The organism is Corynebacterium sp. KPL2895, assembly GCF_040225815.1.
Taxonomy (GTDB): Bacteria; Actinomycetota; Actinomycetes; order Mycobacteriales; family Mycobacteriaceae; genus Corynebacterium; species Corynebacterium rhinophilum.
In genome coordinates, this window is the sequence record NZ_JBEHFY010000034.1 from 1 (window position 1) to 16,869 (window position 16,869).

The window sequence follows — 16,869 nt, forward strand, 5'->3', positions numbered from 1 at the left end:
CAGGCAAAGCGCACCGAATAGCCCACGGATACAGCGTAATCAATGGCTTCATATTTGCGTGCCGGGGTCAGAATTTTTGCCTCCGCATGCTCCTTTTAGTAGCGGTTTTTCCAGCTCGGCTTCTCCGAGTAGGCGGGTAAGCTTGGCGTTTTCTTCCTGCAGTTCTTTAAAGCGGCAGGCTTCGCTGCGGGACATCTCGCCGTACTGCTTGACCCAGCGACGGTAGGTTGCCTCGCTAACACCGAGGTCGCGGCAGACTTCGGCTACGGTACTACCCGAGGCCTTCATGGATCGGGCTTTATCAAGCTTGGCCACGATCTGCTCAGGAGTGTGTTTTGAAAACTTCTTCATGATTATCAGTCTTCCCGCCCAACAAGGGGCTGTCACGGAAGACACGATCAAACCACATGGTCTATTTAATCCAGCCCAGACCAACCCCAGCCGAGGTGGAAACCGAATTTTGGAAGAAGACCCCGCAACAGGGAATAATAGAAATCAAGGCAAATGCCTAGGAACAAAACTCGGGGCACTTCATCTTCGAGATGGCCTAACAACGCCCACACGCAGCGGCCATCAGGGAATGAGAAACTGAGTCTTCGCTGCTCTCCGCCCAACTTTGCAACAGCACCTATTAAGTTAACTTTACGGATTTTGAGGGTAAGGTTTTATGATCCAGTCCAATAAACCAGGTGTAGGGGCGGTTATCGTAGCCCTAGCTGTCCTATGGCAAGGAATCGGCACTGCGATAGTCGGAGCCCAAGTAGACCCAGAGCTATCTACTTTTACTACGTTTTCAGCGTTTCTTATCGCGGCGATTATCTCCACAGTGGTCTATTTAGCGTTTTATCGTAGAAAATACCGAGCTACGGAAACACCGCATCCCCCCATGAAAATGATAACTGCAGCAAGCCTCAATCTGTTTACTGCGGGCGCTTTCTGCTTATTCTATGTTTCCACTACTTTGATGCAGTCCACTGCAGCAAGTGTCATCGAAACAGGAGTCGGCCCTTTTATTGTCGCAGTAATAATGACTTGGTCGGCCAGAAGGCTCAGCAGTTCATTGGTGTCAACAACTGCAGTAGTGGTTCTGGCTCTATGTTTTTTCTTCCTAGGAACGGGAAGCAGTTCACCCCAGTCTTATCTGGGTTTCGCTCTAGCTGTAGGCGCAGGAATTTCTGCGGTAGGAGTGCTTTACTCCTCGCGCTGGGCTACTGAACAAGGGAACAGCGTTCTCACGATTGCAGCAGTGAGGTTTCACTTAGCTTGGATTATTAGCGGTCTCGTGGCTTTCTTTTCCGTGGAAGCGGAGATGCTTCGAGGCTCTACCCTGTCAATCGTCCTGCTATCGGTGATGTGCATTACTTTTCCTATCCTGCTCTTGCAGTGGGGAATTACCTTAGCGCCGCCTTTCATCTCGGCACTGATCATCGCGGCCCTTCCGGCCGTGGTGATGGCTACCGAGGTGGCATTGGGCTCTCAAGTCGAACCAATTCAGTTAACTTTGTTGATGCTCATTGTGGCAATAACCATAAGCCAAGCAATGTGGGGAACACGGAAAAATGAAAATATTAGTAGTTGATGATTCTTCAAGTGGCGCCGATCTGGTGGCAACCCTGCGCCAAAAAGGGACGTAGAGGTTGCTACTGCTAACCCGCCGTATGCCATCTCAGCTAACGAAGACGGGAGCATTTCCGATCCATGGGCCCTGGCCCTACTCCGGGAATGTAGCCAAGAAAAATTTGACCTTGTTGTGCCGGGAAGCGAATCAGGAGTATCCATAGCTGAGTGGGTTTCAGCTGAGTTAGGACTACCGCATAACGGTAGAGAGAAGATCTGGCACCGTCGCCATAAGCAAGGAATGATTGAAGTTGCTCACCAATATGGACTGCGTGCCCCAAGGTCTGTTACCCTATCCTCCGCTTCTGCACAAGACAGCCTTTATCTAGACCCGTCCCTGGTCAAGGATTGTGTTGTCAAGCCTGTGGGAAGCGGGGGCAGTGACCATGTCTATTTCTGCAAAACAGAACCCGAGACTCTTCAGGCGATTACTACCATTCAAAATTCTACGACTTTGCTAGGAGAAAAATCACCCTCCGTGGTTCTTCAGGAGTACGTAGACGGACCTCAATATTTTGTGAACACGGTGACAGCCGAAGGGCGTCATATTGTGACCGAAGTTTTCCGATACGGACTTACGGAGGAATCTGGAGCTCCCCACATATATTCAGCTATCACAGTAGGACCGGAGGACAACCACTATTCCGGTGCCGTGGAATATACCTTATCGCTCCTTGACGCTCTGGAAGTAAACTTCGGAGCCTCCCACGTGGAACTGAGGTGGTCTAAGGGGCAGTGGGTACTTATTGAATACAACGGTCGCTGTAGAGCGTGTCAAGTTGTTTGTGTGTGGGGTCGGACTATAGGTATTTGTCGAAGCGGTCGGGAAAGGCCACGGCCATTTGGTTGATGGCTTGTTTCCAGCCGGATACTCGTGCTCCTTCCACGAGTCTGCCGGCTGTCGCTGAGGCCCGTTTGCCCTGCTTCGCCCTCTTGGCAGCTCGTCTGTCTTCAATATTGCAGATCATCAACCACAGCGTTTTCAGCGCTGATTCATCGTTGGTGAACTGCACCCTGTTGCGGGTAGCTTTACGCAGTTCATTGTTGAATGATTCAATCGAATTCGTCGTATAGATTACCTTCCTGGCTGCTGGCGGGAACTGCAGAAACGGTACAAACGCGCCCAAGCATCCCGCCAGACCTTGACTGAGCGGGGATACTTTTCTCCTAATTCAGAGGCTTCAAATTCGTCTAAAGCAACCTGAGCTGTGGATTCGTCTGCAGCGGTGTAAATCTTTTTCAACGCGGCCGATACGCCTCGGCGATCCCCGTAGGCTACCCATCGGTTAGCTGCGCGAATCAGGTGCACGATACAGGTGTGCACCATAGAGTTCGACCACGTTGCCTCTACTGCTTCTGGCAAGCCTTTCAGCCCGTCACAGCAGACAATAAAGACGTCTTTGACCCCACGGTTAGAAAGATTGGCACATACCTGCGCCCAAAATGAAGCGCCTTCTTCTTTGGCAATCCATAGGCCCAAAATGTGCTTAATACCGTCAAGATCCACACCAATTGCCATGTACGCGGATTTGTTGACCACTCGGCCACCATCGCGGACTTTAATGCGTAACGCATCCAGGAAGATAACGGGGTAGAACTCATCTAGCTGGCGGTTTTGCCAGACCATAACCTCATCGCCGACGGCATCAGTTACTGCAGAGATTGTTTCATGAGAAATATCTACCCGCAGGGCAGTAGCCATGTGATGCTGGATATCCCGAATGGTCATCCCACCGGCATACAAGCTGACAATCATGTCATCAACGTCGGTCAATCTCCTCGAGCCTTTGGGCACCATCGTAGGAGAAAAACGTGCCGTTTCTATCTCGTGGAACATCAATGCTTACTGGACCGTAATTAGAATCTACGGTTTTCGGATACGTCCCATTGCGATAATTATCCGTTCCAGCACTAGCTTTAGCTGCTCTATCACCGGATGCATAGCCCAGGTGAGTATCCATTTCCGCGTTCAGCCCGCGGGTAATTGAAGCTTGCAACATACCGCGAACCAGGTCATTAGCATCCGTGGTGGACGTGCCTAGCTCATCAATAAGTTTCGCGATTTCAGGGTTAGCAAGAAGCTTCTTTTCAATCGCATCAATCTTGGCCTTATCAGCCGGATCTCGTCGTGCCACACTAGTCATTCTGGCTTATCTCCTTATGCAGGTTGGGAACCTACACACAAACCATTAGACACTCTCGTGACATACTCCAGACTGCTAATAGGAACCTGACCCGCACAGAATGTGCGAGGTCTCAAAGTAATGTGGATGCCAGCGTGAAGTATGTCCGACCACCAGCGATGAAAGAAGTCCCATACTCATTCAACTCGCTAGGAGGTCTGGCATGACCTACGACTATGTCATCGGCATGGATGTTGGCAAATACTTCCACCACGCCTGCGTCTTAGATATCGACGGCGCCCAGGTGCTATCTAAGCGCATCAACCAAAACGAAAAATCCCTGCGCACACTCTTTTCAACGTTCAGCGCACACGACCACAAGGTCCTTGTCGTCGTAGACCAGCCAAATAACATTGGTCGACTAACTGTCGCGGTTGCTCAAGATATCGGAATCGACGTGCGCTACCTTCCTGGTTTGGCTATGCGTCAACTCTCACGCATCCACGCTGGTAATGCCAAAACTGATATCCGGGACGCCTATATCATCGCCCACGCTGCAAAGAACCTTCCGGAATCCCTCCGCAGCGTCGACCGCGTCCAAGAAGCCTTCCTCCAATTGAAGGTCCTCAACGGTATCGACGAAGACCTAGCACGCTCCTACACCAGGCTCATCAACCAGATTCGAAGTGCGCTAGTAGGCTGCTACCCGCAATTCGAACAAGCCCTTCGCGGTCAGATAATCCACCGCAAGTGGGTTCTACACCTACTTGCACGCTACGGCGGGCCCACCAAGATAAAACGCTTAGGCAAGGCCAAGGCAGCTGCCTTTGCTCGACGCTATAAGGCACGCAACCCCGAACCTGTCCTCGATGCCATATTCGCTGCCATTGCTGAGCAAACAGTCACCATTGCCGGTGCACACTATGCAGAAATGGGCGTAGCAATGTCAGCAAAGGACGCACTTTTAAAGCTCGAGCACCGCAAACAAATCGAGTAGGAAGTCATCAGGCTCATCAACGACATCCCCCACACTCAAATCCTGCTATCCATGCCGGGAATCGGACCAAAGACGGCAGCACAAATTCTCATGACCGCAGACGACATGTCCGACTTTCCGTCAGCTGGGCACCTAGCCTCTTACGCTGGCTTATCGCCCCGAACGAATCAATCCGGAACCTCGATCATGTCGAACTCACTGAACCGAGCCGGCAATAAAAAATTAAAGAACGCCCTATGGCAATCATCTTTTGCATCCATCAGATTCCACGAGCGTTCCCGGCAATTCTATGAACGAAAGCGCCGTGAAGGCAAGAGACATAACGCCGCAGTCGTAGCACTAGCCCGCAGACGACTCACCGTCCTCTACGCCATGATGCGCAACCACGAGTGCTACCACGATCCCGCACCATTACAGGAAGACCTAGCAGCCTAGACACTAAGAGCAAAGACAGCCGACCGGGTAAAATCCCAGTCGGCTAGCTGTCATGCCCGAAAACAACACGGCCAAACAACCCCGGCTGAAAAATCAACCCCGGCTAATCCACCCGCGAGGTTGACAAACTATATAGGAACACCCATTACGTTGTTATCAGTTCCGCTTGAGGTCACCCAGGATTCGTAACTCTGCCCCTGTGCAGGGGCAGGTTATGTTTGTCTGCGTTCCTTTTGCTTTTCTTTTGAGGAGCAGTGGAACTAGTCGCTGGCTTCGGTATGGCTTATTTTCGTCCCTGTCTGATAATGATCCAGGGGGTGATGCCGCCGAAGGCAGTGACATACTCCAAACTGCTAATAGGAACCTGACCCACATCAAGTGTGTGAGGTCTCAAAGTAATGTGGATGCCAGCGTGAAGTATGTCCGACCACCAGCGATGAAAGAAGTCCCATACTCATTAAACTCGCTAGGAGGTCTGGCATGACCTACGACTATGTCATCGGAATGGATGTTGGAAAATACTTCCACCACGCCTGCGTCTTAGATATCGACGGCGCCCAGGTCCTGTCCAAACGAATCAATCAAAACGAGCAGGCTTTACGCGCGCTCTTTTCGAATTTCTACTCTGGTAACAACAAGGTCCTTGTCGTTGTTGACCAGCCTAATAACATTGGCCGACTTACTGTCGCGGTAGCCCAAGACCTTGGAATTGATGTGCGCTATCTTCCCGGCTTGGCAATGCGTCAGCTCTCACGCATCCATGCCGGAAACGCCAAAACTGATATCCGGGATGCCTACATCATCGCCCACGCTGCAAAGAACCTTCCAGAATCCCTTCGCAGTGTCGACCGCGTCGAAGAAGCCTTCCTCCAGTTGAAAGTCCTCAACGGCATCGACGAAGACTTAGCACGCTCCTACACCAGGCTCATCAACCAGATTCGAAGCGCACTTGTTGGTTGCTACCCGCAATTCGAGCAGGCCATTCGCGGCCAAATATTCCACCGCAAATGGGTCCTTCATCTGCTTGCCCGCTACGGCGGGCCAACGAAAATCAAACGCCTCGGTAAAACAAAAACTATAGCTTTCGCCCGCCGCCATAAAGCGCGTAATCCCGAGCCAGTTATCGATGCGATATTCGCTGCCATTGCTGAGCAAACAGTATCCATTGCCGGTGCACACTATGCCGAAATGGGCGTAGCAATGTCAGCAAAAGACGCACTTGCCAAGCTTGAGCACCGCAAGGACATCGAAAAGGAAGTCATCGACCTCATCGACGACATTCCCCACACACAAATCCTGCTATCCATGCCAGGAATCGGCCCGAAAACAGCAGCACAAATCCTCATGACCGCGGGCGATATGTCCGACTTTCCAACACCTAGACATTTGGCCTCATATGCTGGGCTATCGCCCCGGACAAACCAGTCAGGCACTTCAATAATGTCGAATTCGCTGAATAGAGCCGGCAACAAAAAATTAAAGAACGCCCTATGGCAATCATCTTTTGCATCCATCAGATTCCACGAGCGTTCACGCCAATTCTATGAACGAAAGCGCAAGGAAGGCAAGCGACACAACGCCGCAGTCGTAGCACTTGCCCGCAGACGAATCAACGTCCTCTACGCCATGATGCGCAACCACGAGTATTACCGCGACCCCGCCCCAGCAAAGGAAGCCGCAGCAGCCTAACCCCTAACAACGAAACAAGCCGACTGGGAAAAATCCCAGTCGGCTACCAGTCGCGCGCAAAAACAACACACCTAAAAATCCCGAGTTAGGGATCCGCCCCCGTCCACCCCACCCGCGAGATTGACAAACTATATAGGAACACCCCCCTATTTGACGTGTTAAGTCTGATAAAAATCCGGTTCGCCTACTCGGATGAGTGACGAACCGGAGCGAATGTAATATTCTACTTATTTGAAAACAAAACTCGAAGGCCTTTTCCTTGGAGCTTTGGATTATCTTCCATTCGCTTTTTTAGACCAAGGGCATAGCCAATGCTGCCCCCAGCAAAAACTACAATTGCGATGATCCACAGTGGCATGAGGTTCTCCTTTTAGCAGTGGGTAGATACCCATGTCCAGAATACGGTTTCACCTGCAAATGCTAGTCCAGCAATCGCGGGGTTGACAGCTGCTAGAGCTAGTACTTTGCCCCAAGATGCAGCATGTCCTGCACCGACTAGGCCAACAACGTAAGGGCATACCTGTTCTTTGGAGATGCGCTCTTCCATGGAAGCCTGTAGGCCGGCGATCTGTTCTGGGCTTGCTTCATTAAGACGAGCTCGAAGTGCTTGTGCGCTTTCCTCTGCGGTGATTGTTTTGGCTGAACCGTCAGGGTAAGTAGTAGTCACTTCTCCGGTGTCATTATTGATGGTTGCGGTAACTTCACCGTATTCATCAACTGACAGTGTTTGAGTTGTGAGTCCATGAAGCTCGCCGCCGAGGAAAGCGGGAGTTTCGGCAGGATTTTGACTTACTGCACGTGTTTCTGTGAACGTTTGTGATGGTGGGGCTTGGACTGCCATCGCTGGTGTTTGAGCTGTCGACATAGATACAGCAATAAAAGCTGCCGCTAGGCCTTTCGCTACTTTATGCATTTTATACTCCTTGGGGAAAGATGATGTCGCTGTTTCCAGCACTTTTAGGATAGCGCGCTTTACACCTGGATACATAGATTAATGCCTATGTTAATTATCATAGTTTTGAAATTAATGAGTCAGGCTTGTGAAGAACAAGGTACACCCTATTGTTACGCCGGTTTGGGGCAGAATGTTTGCTGTAAAATAGGGCCACTTCGGCCATTGTTTTACACTTGCATAGTGGGATCTAGACTTTAGATTTGCAGAAAGTAGTGAGTGTGATGTCGGCGAGTAAAGATTCCGGTTCATGTGGGCAGCGGGTGGGCTATATCTATGTCTCGACGGGACCTGACCCCATTTGGTGGACACCTGATTGGGGTTGCCCGCAAATCGTGGACACGTAGTGGAGCTACCTAGTTGTTAGGCAGCGATTTTTTCTTCGTTTCTGGTTTGGGTGATGTGGTTTTCGAAATCGACAGGGCTGACCATCCCGAGGGCGGAGTGCCGGCGCCGACGGTTGTAGACCACCTCAATCCAGTAAGCCACAGCCTGACGCGCAGCAGCGCGGGTTGCCCAGCGCTTCCGGTCGTAGAACTCGGTTTTCAGCGTCGACCAGAACGACTCAGCCATCGCGTTATCGAAACACACCCCGGTACGCCCCACAGACTGGGCAACCCCTAGGTTGCGGCACACCTCCCAGAGCTGCTCGCTGGTAAATTGCGTTCCCCGGTCGGCGTGAAACACGAGACCGTCAGCAACGTCACCGCGCAGCGTATGCGCCATCCGAAGTGCTCGTTCGACCAGGGAAGTATCTTGCACGCTATCCATAGCCCAGCCCAGCACCCTGCGGGAATGACCATCGCGAACCACACATAAGTACAACCAGCCTTCACCAGTGCGCAGATAAGTAATATCTGACATCCACACCCGGTTGAGCCCACCAGTATCAAACATGCGCTTGACCAGGTCAGGAAGAGCAGATTTACGCTTAGATTGAATCGTTGTCACCGGCACAAAAGCACGCGGTGAAATCCCTTCAATACCCATCAGGCGCATCCGCTTAGCCACAGTCTTGCGATTCACACTAATCTGGTAGCGCTCACCTAGTTCTGCGGTAATCCGCGGGGCACCATAGACCTCGTCGGAGTCTTTTTCAGATCTGATGAATCTTGCGATCAACATCATCATAAAAAGATGTCCGATCATCTTTACCGGATAAGCGTTTCTGCTGCATATGGGCCCATTTGTAATATCCAGACCGAGACACTTTTAACGGTCGTGCCATGCGCTTGATGCTGTAGCTAGCCTTCTTCTGCTGCATCAATTCGAACTTTTCTGCTCGCGTTGCTTCGCGGCGAAGAAGGCTGTCGCTTGTGACAAAAACTCGTTATCCATCTTGGCTTCTGCCAGCTCACGACGCAGACGAGCATTCTCAGCACGAAGATCCGCCTCGCTTAATCCATCGGAGGATCCTTAGGCGTTGACGCTCATTTTTTACCCATCGGCCTAAAAGACCTGGTGCGACACCAATTTCTTTGGCTACATGAGCAATTGGGCGCTGCGATTCGATTACCAGGTTCGCGGCTTCACGTCGATACTCAGGTGTGTACTTCTGGCGTTGTTGACTCACAATGAACATCCTCTCTTACGGACACAAAATCCGCACTAATCGGGTGTCCACCAAATGGGGGTCAGGTCCGAACGCAGATAAACATAACCTGCCCCAGCATGGGGCTAGGAGTATGAATCCTGGGCTCCTCCGAACGGAACTGCTAACAGCGTAATGGGCAGGCGGTTGCCTGCCCCCTCGCTGATAGCTACGCTTGCCCCGCGAGGGCTACCTGGGCCGCGTGCACGGCGGCCTTATCGGCTTCCTGGATGAACCACGAATCCGTGCCCGGAATGGGCGGGGCCAGGGTGGTATCTGGGTACTCGGCGTGGGCGGGGATTCCTACGAGGTGTAGGCGCTCATCCACGGTGCCGTCGGCGTTGTGGACCTGGCGGGTATCGGGGTCCTCGGCAGGCGAGCCGGTAGGTACCTCGATGCCGTCGCTGGCGGTTTCCGTAAACGCGCGCACGCGGCCGGATTCCACGAGGGAGTGCATGAAGGAATCGTGCGGGGTGCGGCGGATATCGGGCTTGTGCACCCAGGCATCGAGAAGCGTCGTGCCCGGAATGCGCTTGCCGCCAGAGGCGCTGGAGCTGATGGTCCATTCGCCGGCGTCGGCATTCGTACCCAAGACGGGATTGCCGCCGACGAAGCTGACAATGCCGGCATCGACAAGCGCCAGCAATTGCTGCGTGCGGAAGGGCGGCGGGCCGGAGCACGTGGTCTGACCCAAGGAAATGGCCTTATCGAACATGTGGTGGCGCGACTCCAGGGTATAGCGGCCCTCGGCGCCCAGTACCTGGGTGGGTTTGCGGGAGAAACCGACCGACCACAAGGCGGCGCGCACCGGGCTATCCGGGCCCTTCTGGGCCTCTGCCAGGTCCTCGCACAGGCTCTGCACGATGTGCTCGGTGAGCTCCTGCTGGTTGGAAAAATCCTCCGTGAGCAGGTGCATCCAGCGCAACAGGCTGAAATCCTTGGTGGTGTGGTGCGCAATGACCTCATCGAGCTGAGCCAGGCCGTTATAGGCCACGCCCGCATCCACCGGAGTGGCATCGAGGGCAGCGATGATCTCCTCGCGGGAGGAGCGCAGGCTCTCCGGCTCGACGCGGGCGAGGGAATCGATATAGGCCTGGTAGGCATCGCGGGCAACCGCCGGCCACACCTCGGTGTCATAGTTGATGGAGCGCGCGCCCGTGCGGTGGGATAGCTCGGCGACGACCTTCTTCAGGCGCGGGATTTCCGCGGCCGGTGGCAGGGAGCCTTCATCGGATTGCGGCAGGAAGGGATAGCCGCGCCGGGAAGCAGCCGCAAAGGTGGGCTCGGTGCCGGTGGCCTCATAGCGCATGCCCCAAGGCTTGGAGGAATCCTCAACGAACTTACCGCCGCGGCCCACGGTAGACAGGATGAGGATATCGAAAAAGCCCATGCCAAGCCCGCGCACGAGGACTTTCTCATTGTCCTCGATGGAGTCAACGCCCTGGTCAATGGGATTATCAGCGCGAATCCAGCGCAGGCTGGGGTTATCTTCCAAGGTCTTAAGGATCCACCGCTCGTTTTCGGTATAACCCTGGTTTTGCCAGCCCGTGACCGCCAAGGTGGAGCCGGCTTCAACGGTGGTGTCGTTATTGAGGTACAAAATATCCGCGCCATCGCGGGATTCAATATCCACCACGCGGGCGTGGTGTTGCTTGACCTCAACCCACTCCGGCACGTCCTGCAGGACCGAGCGGAAGACCCACAGGATGTAGTGGCCGTAGAGCGCGCGCGGCAAATAGGATTCGGGACGCAATTTCTCCAGCTCTGCGCGGCCGAATTCCTCAAGCACCTGTGGATCGAGCGGGTGGGCAGCGGCGTAATCGCGGGCGCCGGCGGGCACGTTGGCATCGCCAAGCGTCAGGCGGATCCACTCGTAGATGGTGGGGCCTTCAACCACCGGGGCTTCCACGGTGGAGTTGGTCTCAGAAAACAGCGTCATGCCGTGCGCGAAGGTATTCATGCACAGGTACTTGGGCTGGTTGATATCCCAAATCTTGCCGCCGCCGTGCTGTGCGTCATCGATGAGATGCAGCGTCAACTTTTCTGGTGGGTGAGAGACGGTATTGAGTTGTGCCACGAGGCGCTCGAGGACGGAAATGCCGCGGGGGCCAAGTCCAATCAGCGCGATGGATGAAGTGTTATCGGTCAACGCGAAGCCCTACCTTCTAGCTTATAGACCAAGCAGAATCGTCATAATAGACAATGAAGTCTATCAGTTGGGGCGCTGGCTAAATATGCACCGCCTGTGGCTCGGTGGCGGCAGGGCGCGCTCGCCAGCCGGAACACTCCGGGCGGGCGTGAAATTAATTCTTGGCAGGCGGAGCGGTAGACAGATCGGTAGGCAATGCGCGGCGGGGGTGGCGGGCCGAAGCGTTGCCTTAGGAAGCTGGTGCGCGGGTAGGATTGTGGTCATGACAATCAAGGTTCGCGATGCCCACTTACACAACCTGCGCAACGTCGATGTGGATATGCCGCGCGGCCAACTCGTGGCGGTGACGGGAGTCTCCGGTTCCGGAAAGTCCTCCCTGGCCTTTGGCACCATCCACGGGGAAGGGCAGCGCCGCTACCTGGAATCGGTGGCGCCGTTTGCGCGCCGGCTCATTAGCTCCGCGGTGGACCCACAGGTAAGCCAGGTGGAGGGCTTGCCGCCCACGGTGGCGCTGCAGCAATCCACCTCCGGCGGCGGGGCGCGCTCCACGGTGGGCACGGTCTCCGCGCTATCTAATAGCGTGCGCTTGTTGTACTCGCGCGCCGGGGATAACCCTGAGGGGCTCTACTCGGATGCATTTTCGCCGAATACCCCAGAGGGCATGTGCCCGCAGTGCCAAGGTGCGGGCGTGGTGCACGAGCCCACCGAGCAATCGATGGTGCCCGATCCCACCTTGTCCATTGAGGAAGGCGCCATTAAGGCTTGGCCCGGTGCGTGGGCGGGCAAGAATTTTCACGATATCCTCATGAACTTGGGCTATGACCTGGATTCGCCCTGGCAAGACCTGCCGCAGGAAGACCGCGACTGGATCCTATTTACAGAAGAACGCCCCGTGGTTACCGTAAAACCGCTGCGCGGCGCGGACCAGATTCAGCGCAATTATGAGGGCACGTGGCGCTCGGTGGCCAGCTACCTCACCAAGACGCTGCAGGAGACCCAATCGGAATCGCTGCGCAAGCGCACGTTGTCCTTCATGGAATCCCGCGAGTGCGATACCTGCCACGGCCGGCGGTTGAACCCGCGGGCGCTCAAGGTGACGTATGCGGGAATGAGCATCGACAAGCTGGGCGCGCTGCCGCTGGACCAGGTCTATGAGGTGCTCAGCGCGCAGGAGCCGGAGGAGAATTCCGCGGAGGATCTACTGCTCAAGCAGGTCCTGCCGGCGCTTACCTCCGCCCTGGAGCTGGGGCTGGCGCACCTGAGCCTGGACCGGCCCACCCAGAGCCTCTCGGCGGGTGAATTGCAGCGCATCCGGCTCGCCGCCCAGCTGCGTTCCGGCCTCTTCGGCGTGGCGTATGTGCTGGACGAGCCGTCTGCTGGCCTGCACCCCGATGAGCGCGGGGCGGTGCTGGAGATGTGCCGCCGGTTCATCGCCGCCGGCAATTCGGTGCTGCTCGTGGAACACGATATGGATTTGGTGGCCCAGGCGGATTGGCTCGTGGACGTTGGCCCCTACGCCGGTGAGGGTGGCGGCAAGGTGGTCTATTCCGGGCCGGTCCAGGACTACGACGCCGATACCCCCACCGCCCGCGCCTTGGCGCAGCGTGAGCTCGCGCTTGCCGATGCCCCCCGCACCCCCTCCAACCACCTCCGCCTGCGCGGCATTTCCGCGCGCAGCATCGACGAGCTCGATGTGGACTTTGGGCTGGGGCAATTTACCGCTGTGGCTGGTGTTTCGGGCTCCGGTAAATCGACGCTGGTGAGCACCGTGCTGGCAGAAACCCTCAAGGAGTCCGCCACCGCCGTGGCCGATGAGGATAAAGATGATGCAGACGAAGCCGGCCACGAGTTCTCGCTTGCCGGGGTAGAAGGCCTGGATAAGGTCTCCCGTCTGGTGCAGATTTCCCAAAAACCCATTGGCCGCACCCCGCGGTCCACGCTGGCCACCTATACCGGCCTTTTCGATAACGTGCGCAAGCTCTTTGCCTCCACCCCGGAGGCCAAGGAGCGCAAGTGGACGGTCTCGCGCTTTTCCTACAACGTCAAGCAGGGTCAGTGCCCCACCTGTGGTGGCGCCGGAAAAATCGAGGTAGAACTGGTCTTTTTGCCGGGTTCCTATACCACCTGCCCGCAATGTGGTGGTGCCCGCTTCAACGATGAGACCCTCGAGGTGACCTGGCACGGGCGCAGCATCGCAGAGGTGCTGGAGCTCACCGTGGATGAGGCCGCCGAGTTCTTTGCCGAGGAACCAAAGATTCACCGCGCCATCGCCACGCTGCAGGCCGTGGGCCTGGGCTACCTCCGCTTAGGACAAGGCGCGCCGGAGCTTTCCGGCGGTGAGGCGCAGCGCATCAAGCTCGCCACGGAGCTGCAGCGCTCCCGCAATTCGCGGCGCGGGCACACGGTCTACATGCTGGATGAGCCCACCACCGGCCTGCACCCGGCCGATATTGCCCTGCTCAATGCGGAGTTGCACAAGCTTGTCGATGCCGGGCATACCGTGATCGTCATCGAACACGATCTCAACGTTCTGGCGAGCGCGGACCGCATCATTGAGATGGGCCCTGGCGCCGGTGCAGACGGCGGGCAGATTATCGCCGATGCCACCCCAAGCCAGCTGGCCGCGGAAGATACCGCGACCGGTAGGGCGCTGCGGGCACGTCAGCGCCAGAGCTAGCATCCTCCCTGGTTCAACGCTGGCATCTGGGAGATTCCCTGGGAACTCACAGGAAAATGATGTACATCTGGTAGGCATGACAAATAATGGCTTTGGTGAAAACGGTTCCAATGGCCGAAAAGGCTCTCATAATGATGACCGCGGCACTGACGAGACCCGCCAGTGGTCTGGCCCGGCCGAGGATGCCACGCGCCAGATAGGCCGCGTTCCAGATAGCGCGGCCGGTGATGCCCGCAACCAGCGCCCGCAGCAGTATTTCCCGGGCGCGCAGCAGCCGCAGAATGAGACGCGGCAATTCGATGCAAGCGCCGACTACCAGCAGAATTACCAACAAAACTATCAGCAGCCCGGCGGGCAATATGGCCAGCAGCAGTACGGTCAGCAACAGTATGGCCAGCAACAATACGCCCAGCAGCAGTATGAGCCGGTGCCGTCGGACTATGACCCGGATCAGCGCGGTAGGGGAAAGAAAAACGGCGGGATGGCCGGGGTCTTTGCCGCCATCGCCGTGGTAGCCATCCTGGCAGCGGGCGCCCTGTTCTTCTTGTGGCGCAATGCCGCGAGCGATGCCGATAAGCCCGCGCCAGAACCGGTGACGGAAACCACGACCACGCAGGTGCCCACCACGGTGACCGAAACCGAGGATGCCGGTCCTGGCATTTCTGAGCGCTTGCGCAATCTGCCAAAGCTGCAAGACGAACTCCCAGAAGATATTCCTACCGAGCTGCCACCGGAAATCCAGGACCGCCTGGAAGAAGGCGATGACCTCGACGTGGAGCGCCTCTTGCGGGATCTCTTTGGCAATAGCGGCAACCAGCAGCAAGGCTAGGCAGCAGTAGCGGCGGTGCGGCGGCGCGGCACGGCAGGGTGCGGCGGGATTGCCGTTTGCCGATTCCCAGCCGCTGCGCCGCAGTAGGTAAAATCTGGCAGCATGAATGAATCGATGCAGCTGGCTGAACAGGTGGCCGCCCAATTGGCGCGCCACCTTACCGATGTGGTGCTGTGCCCGGGATCCCGCAACGCACCGCTGTCCCTTGCGCTCTTGGCGCGCGAGGATATCCGGGTGCATACGCGCATTGATGAGCGCGGCGCTGCGTTTACCGCCCTAGGCATGGCGCGCGTGCAGCACCGCCACGTCGGGGTGGTGATGACCTCCGGCACGGCCGTGGCCAATACGCTGCCCGCGATGGTTGAGGCGCACTATTCGCATACCCCGCTCGCCATTATTAGTGCGGACCGCCCAGAGCGGTTGATCGGCACTGGCGCCTCCCAAACCATCGTGCAAGACGGCATCTTTGGCGTCTATGCAGAAACCACCCAGGTCAATGAGCACAAAGATATCGCCTCCCTTGCGGAGCGGTTCGAGTGCGATCTCCAGGTGCACATCAATATCGCCTTTGACGCGCCGCTGGTAGGAGATAGCCTGCCGGAACGAGTCGGCGGCGATGGCACTCGCGCGGCCACCCCACGGTTTTATGACCACGGCGAGGTCGCTGTGGACTTGAGCAAAAATACCCTCGTCATCGCCGGCGATGAGGCCTGGGAGGTCGAGGGCTTAGAAGACGTACCGACCATCGCGGAGCCCTCCGCGCCGGGACCGTTCCACCCCGTGCACCCGGCCGCGGCGCACATTTTCCGCAAGGCGCAGGTCTCTGCGAATGACTACGTGGTCAATACCAAGGTTGAGCAGGTCATCGTGGTGGGCCACCCCACGCTGCACCGCGGCGTGCTCGCGCTGATGAATGACCCGGATATCGACCTGGTGGTGCTCTCGCGCACGGCGGACTTTACCAACCAGCGCGGGGATAACGCGCGCCTTGGCACCACCGTCAAGGTCACCGGGGAGCCAAGCCGCGAGTGGCTCAAGATTTGCGAGGGCGCGACCGACATGGCCAGCGAGGCCGTGCGCGCAACATTGGAGGAAGAAGAGCTCGGGTTTACCGGACTGCACGTAGCGGCGGCGGTAGGCGATACGCTTGCGGTCAATGACGCGGTGGTCCTCGGCGCCTCGAATCCGGTGCGCGATGCCTCCTTCATCGGTATGCCCTTTGACGGCGTGGATACCTACGCCCCGCGCGGGGTGGCCGGCATCGATGGCACAGTGTCCCAAGCCATTGGCGTCGCCCTGGCCACGCAATCGCTGGATCCCACCAATTGGCGCGCCCCACGCGTGATGGCTTTGGTAGGGGATGTGACCTTCCTGCACGATGCCAATGGTCTGTTGATCCCGGAGGACCAGCCGCGGCCGGAAAACCTCACCATCGTGGTGGCCAATGACAATGGCGGCGGCATTTTTGAAACCCTGGAACAAGGCGCGCCCGCGCTTCGCGATGCCTTCGAGCCGGCCTTTGGAACGCCGCATGGGGTGGGCATCGACAAGCTGGCAGAGGCTTATGACGCAGACTACCGCCTGGTGACCACCCCGCAGGAGCTGCTGGATACCCTGGCAGAGCTCAAGGAATACTCCACGGGCATCACCATCGTGGAGGCGCAGACCACCCGTGCCACGCGCCGGACGCTGCAGGATAAGCTCACGCAGAAGGTGGGCCAGTAAGTGGCCCCGCGCTATACGCCCGCGGTTTTTCGGCGCCGGCTGCACCAGCTCGTGTTGGCCATTTATGTGGCGCTGATCGTGGGCT

Annotated in this window: 11 protein-coding genes and 3 pseudogenes; 7 read left to right on the forward strand and 7 right to left on the reverse strand. The window is 56.6% G+C overall.

What is annotated here, in order from left to right; all coding sequences use genetic code 11:
- Nucleotides 1-48 precede the first annotated feature (48 nt).
- Nucleotides 49-351 carry a transposase gene (locus ABRP95_RS11400; protein ID WP_349839464.1) on the reverse strand — a complete coding sequence of 101 codons (303 nt, stop codon included), beginning with the start codon at nucleotides 349-351 and terminating at the stop codon, nucleotides 49-51.
- A 316-nt stretch (nucleotides 352-667) separates the two neighbouring features.
- Here ABRP95_RS11400 and ABRP95_RS11405 point away from each other — a divergent pair, with 316 nt between their 5' ends.
- Together ABRP95_RS11405 and ABRP95_RS11410 are read left to right on the forward strand one after the other, a co-directional pair.
- Nucleotides 668-1,579, forward strand: coding sequence for a DMT family transporter (locus ABRP95_RS11405; RefSeq protein WP_234457548.1), 912 nt, complete (start codon nucleotides 668-670; stop codon nucleotides 1,577-1,579).
- A gap of 279 nt (nucleotides 1,580-1,858) precedes the next feature.
- Nucleotides 1,859-2,467, forward strand: a complete 609-nt coding sequence (locus ABRP95_RS11410; protein ID WP_349837184.1) for an ATP-grasp domain-containing protein — start codon at nucleotides 1,859-1,861, stop codon at nucleotides 2,465-2,467.
- Here ABRP95_RS11410 and ABRP95_RS11415 read toward each other — a convergent pair.
- Both ABRP95_RS11415 and ABRP95_RS11420 read right to left on the reverse strand, forming a co-directional pair.
- Nucleotides 2,418-3,454: pseudogene (locus ABRP95_RS11415) on the reverse strand (IS256 family transposase). The gene ABRP95_RS11410 and the pseudogene ABRP95_RS11415 sit on opposite strands and share 50 nt — an antisense overlap.
- Nucleotides 3,378-3,761: a transposase gene (locus ABRP95_RS11420; RefSeq protein ID WP_349839465.1), complete on the reverse strand. Its 384-nt coding sequence runs from the start codon at nucleotides 3,759-3,761 to the stop codon at nucleotides 3,378-3,380. The pseudogene ABRP95_RS11415 and the gene ABRP95_RS11420 overlap by 77 nt, the downstream one beginning before the upstream one ends.
- A 202-nt stretch (nucleotides 3,762-3,963) precedes the next feature.
- On the opposite strand from ABRP95_RS11420, the pseudogene ABRP95_RS11425 reads away from it, so the two are divergent.
- Together ABRP95_RS11425 and ABRP95_RS11430 are read left to right on the forward strand one after the other, a co-directional pair.
- Nucleotides 3,964-5,172 (forward strand): annotated as a pseudogene (locus ABRP95_RS11425) (IS110 family RNA-guided transposase).
- Nucleotides 5,173-5,652: 480 nt separating this feature from the next.
- A complete protein-coding gene (locus tag ABRP95_RS11430) occupies nucleotides 5,653-6,861 on the forward strand; it encodes an IS110 family RNA-guided transposase (RefSeq protein ID WP_349839466.1) in 1,209 nt (402 codons plus the stop codon).
- 223 nt (nucleotides 6,862-7,084) lie between these two features.
- On the opposite strand, the gene ABRP95_RS11435 is transcribed toward ABRP95_RS11430, so the two are convergent.
- The 4 genes and pseudogenes from ABRP95_RS11435 to ABRP95_RS11450 all read right to left on the reverse strand — a co-directional run bounded on the left by ABRP95_RS11435 (nucleotide 7,085) and on the right by ABRP95_RS11450 (nucleotide 11,553).
- Nucleotides 7,085-7,219, reverse strand: coding sequence for a hypothetical protein (locus ABRP95_RS11435; protein WP_023016690.1), 135 nt, complete (start codon nucleotides 7,217-7,219; stop codon nucleotides 7,085-7,087).
- A 12-nt stretch (nucleotides 7,220-7,231) separates the two neighbouring features.
- On the reverse strand, nucleotides 7,232-7,849 hold the full coding sequence (locus tag ABRP95_RS11440) for a hypothetical protein (protein WP_023028242.1): 618 nt from the start codon (nucleotides 7,847-7,849) through the stop codon (nucleotides 7,232-7,234).
- A gap of 327 nt (nucleotides 7,850-8,176) precedes the next feature.
- Nucleotides 8,177-9,395: pseudogene (locus ABRP95_RS11445) on the reverse strand (IS3 family transposase).
- Between the two features lie 178 nt (nucleotides 9,396-9,573).
- Nucleotides 9,574-11,553: an FAD/NAD(P)-binding protein gene (locus ABRP95_RS11450; protein WP_349839467.1), complete on the reverse strand. Its 1,980-nt coding sequence runs from the start codon at nucleotides 11,551-11,553 to the stop codon at nucleotides 9,574-9,576.
- Between the two features lie 262 nt (nucleotides 11,554-11,815).
- Between ABRP95_RS11450 and ABRP95_RS11455 the strand changes: the two genes are divergently transcribed.
- From ABRP95_RS11455 to menD, 3 genes are all read left to right on the forward strand, one after another.
- Complete coding sequence (locus tag ABRP95_RS11455) at nucleotides 11,816-14,230, forward strand: excinuclease ABC subunit UvrA (protein ID WP_284636577.1); 2,415 nt, start codon at nucleotides 11,816-11,818, stop codon at nucleotides 14,228-14,230.
- 76 nt (nucleotides 14,231-14,306) lie between these two features.
- Nucleotides 14,307-15,059, forward strand: a complete 753-nt coding sequence (locus ABRP95_RS11460) for a hypothetical protein (protein ID WP_023028246.1) — start codon at nucleotides 14,307-14,309, stop codon at nucleotides 15,057-15,059.
- A gap of 102 nt (nucleotides 15,060-15,161) precedes the next feature.
- Nucleotides 15,162-16,784 carry a 2-succinyl-5-enolpyruvyl-6-hydroxy-3-cyclohexene-1-carboxylic-acid synthase gene (gene menD, locus ABRP95_RS11465; protein ID WP_284785684.1) on the forward strand — a complete coding sequence of 541 codons (1,623 nt, stop codon included), beginning with the start codon at nucleotides 15,162-15,164 and terminating at the stop codon, nucleotides 16,782-16,784.
- Nucleotides 16,785-16,869 lie beyond the last annotated feature (85 nt).

Bases quoted from the DNA above. Each gene is read 5' to 3' on its own strand.
- ABRP95_RS11460 (WP_023028246.1), top strand. From the start codon at position 14,307: ATGACAAATAATGGCTTTGGTGAAAACGGTTCCAATGGCCGAAAAGGC.
- ABRP95_RS11410 (WP_349837184.1), top strand. From the start codon at position 1,859: ATGATTGAAGTTGCTCACCAATATGGACTGCGTGCCCCAAGGTCTGTT.
- ABRP95_RS11400 (WP_349839464.1), bottom strand. From the start codon at position 351: ATGAAGAAGTTTTCAAAACACACTCCTGAGCAGATCGTGGCCAAGCTT.
- ABRP95_RS11455 (WP_284636577.1), top strand. From the start codon at position 11,816: ATGACAATCAAGGTTCGCGATGCCCACTTACACAACCTGCGCAACGTC.
- ABRP95_RS11430 (WP_349839466.1), top strand. From the start codon at position 5,653: ATGACCTACGACTATGTCATCGGAATGGATGTTGGAAAATACTTCCAC.
- ABRP95_RS11405 (WP_234457548.1), top strand. From the start codon at position 668: ATGATCCAGTCCAATAAACCAGGTGTAGGGGCGGTTATCGTAGCCCTA.
- menD (WP_284785684.1), top strand. From the start codon at position 15,162: ATGAATGAATCGATGCAGCTGGCTGAACAGGTGGCCGCCCAATTGGCG.
- ABRP95_RS11435 (WP_023016690.1), bottom strand. From the start codon at position 7,219: ATGCCACTGTGGATCATCGCAATTGTAGTTTTTGCTGGGGGCAGCATT.
- ABRP95_RS11440 (WP_023028242.1), bottom strand. From the start codon at position 7,849: ATGTATCCAGGTGTAAAGCGCGCTATCCTAAAAGTGCTGGAAACAGCG.
- ABRP95_RS11420 (WP_349839465.1), bottom strand. From the start codon at position 3,761: ATGACTAGTGTGGCACGACGAGATCCGGCTGATAAGGCCAAGATTGAT.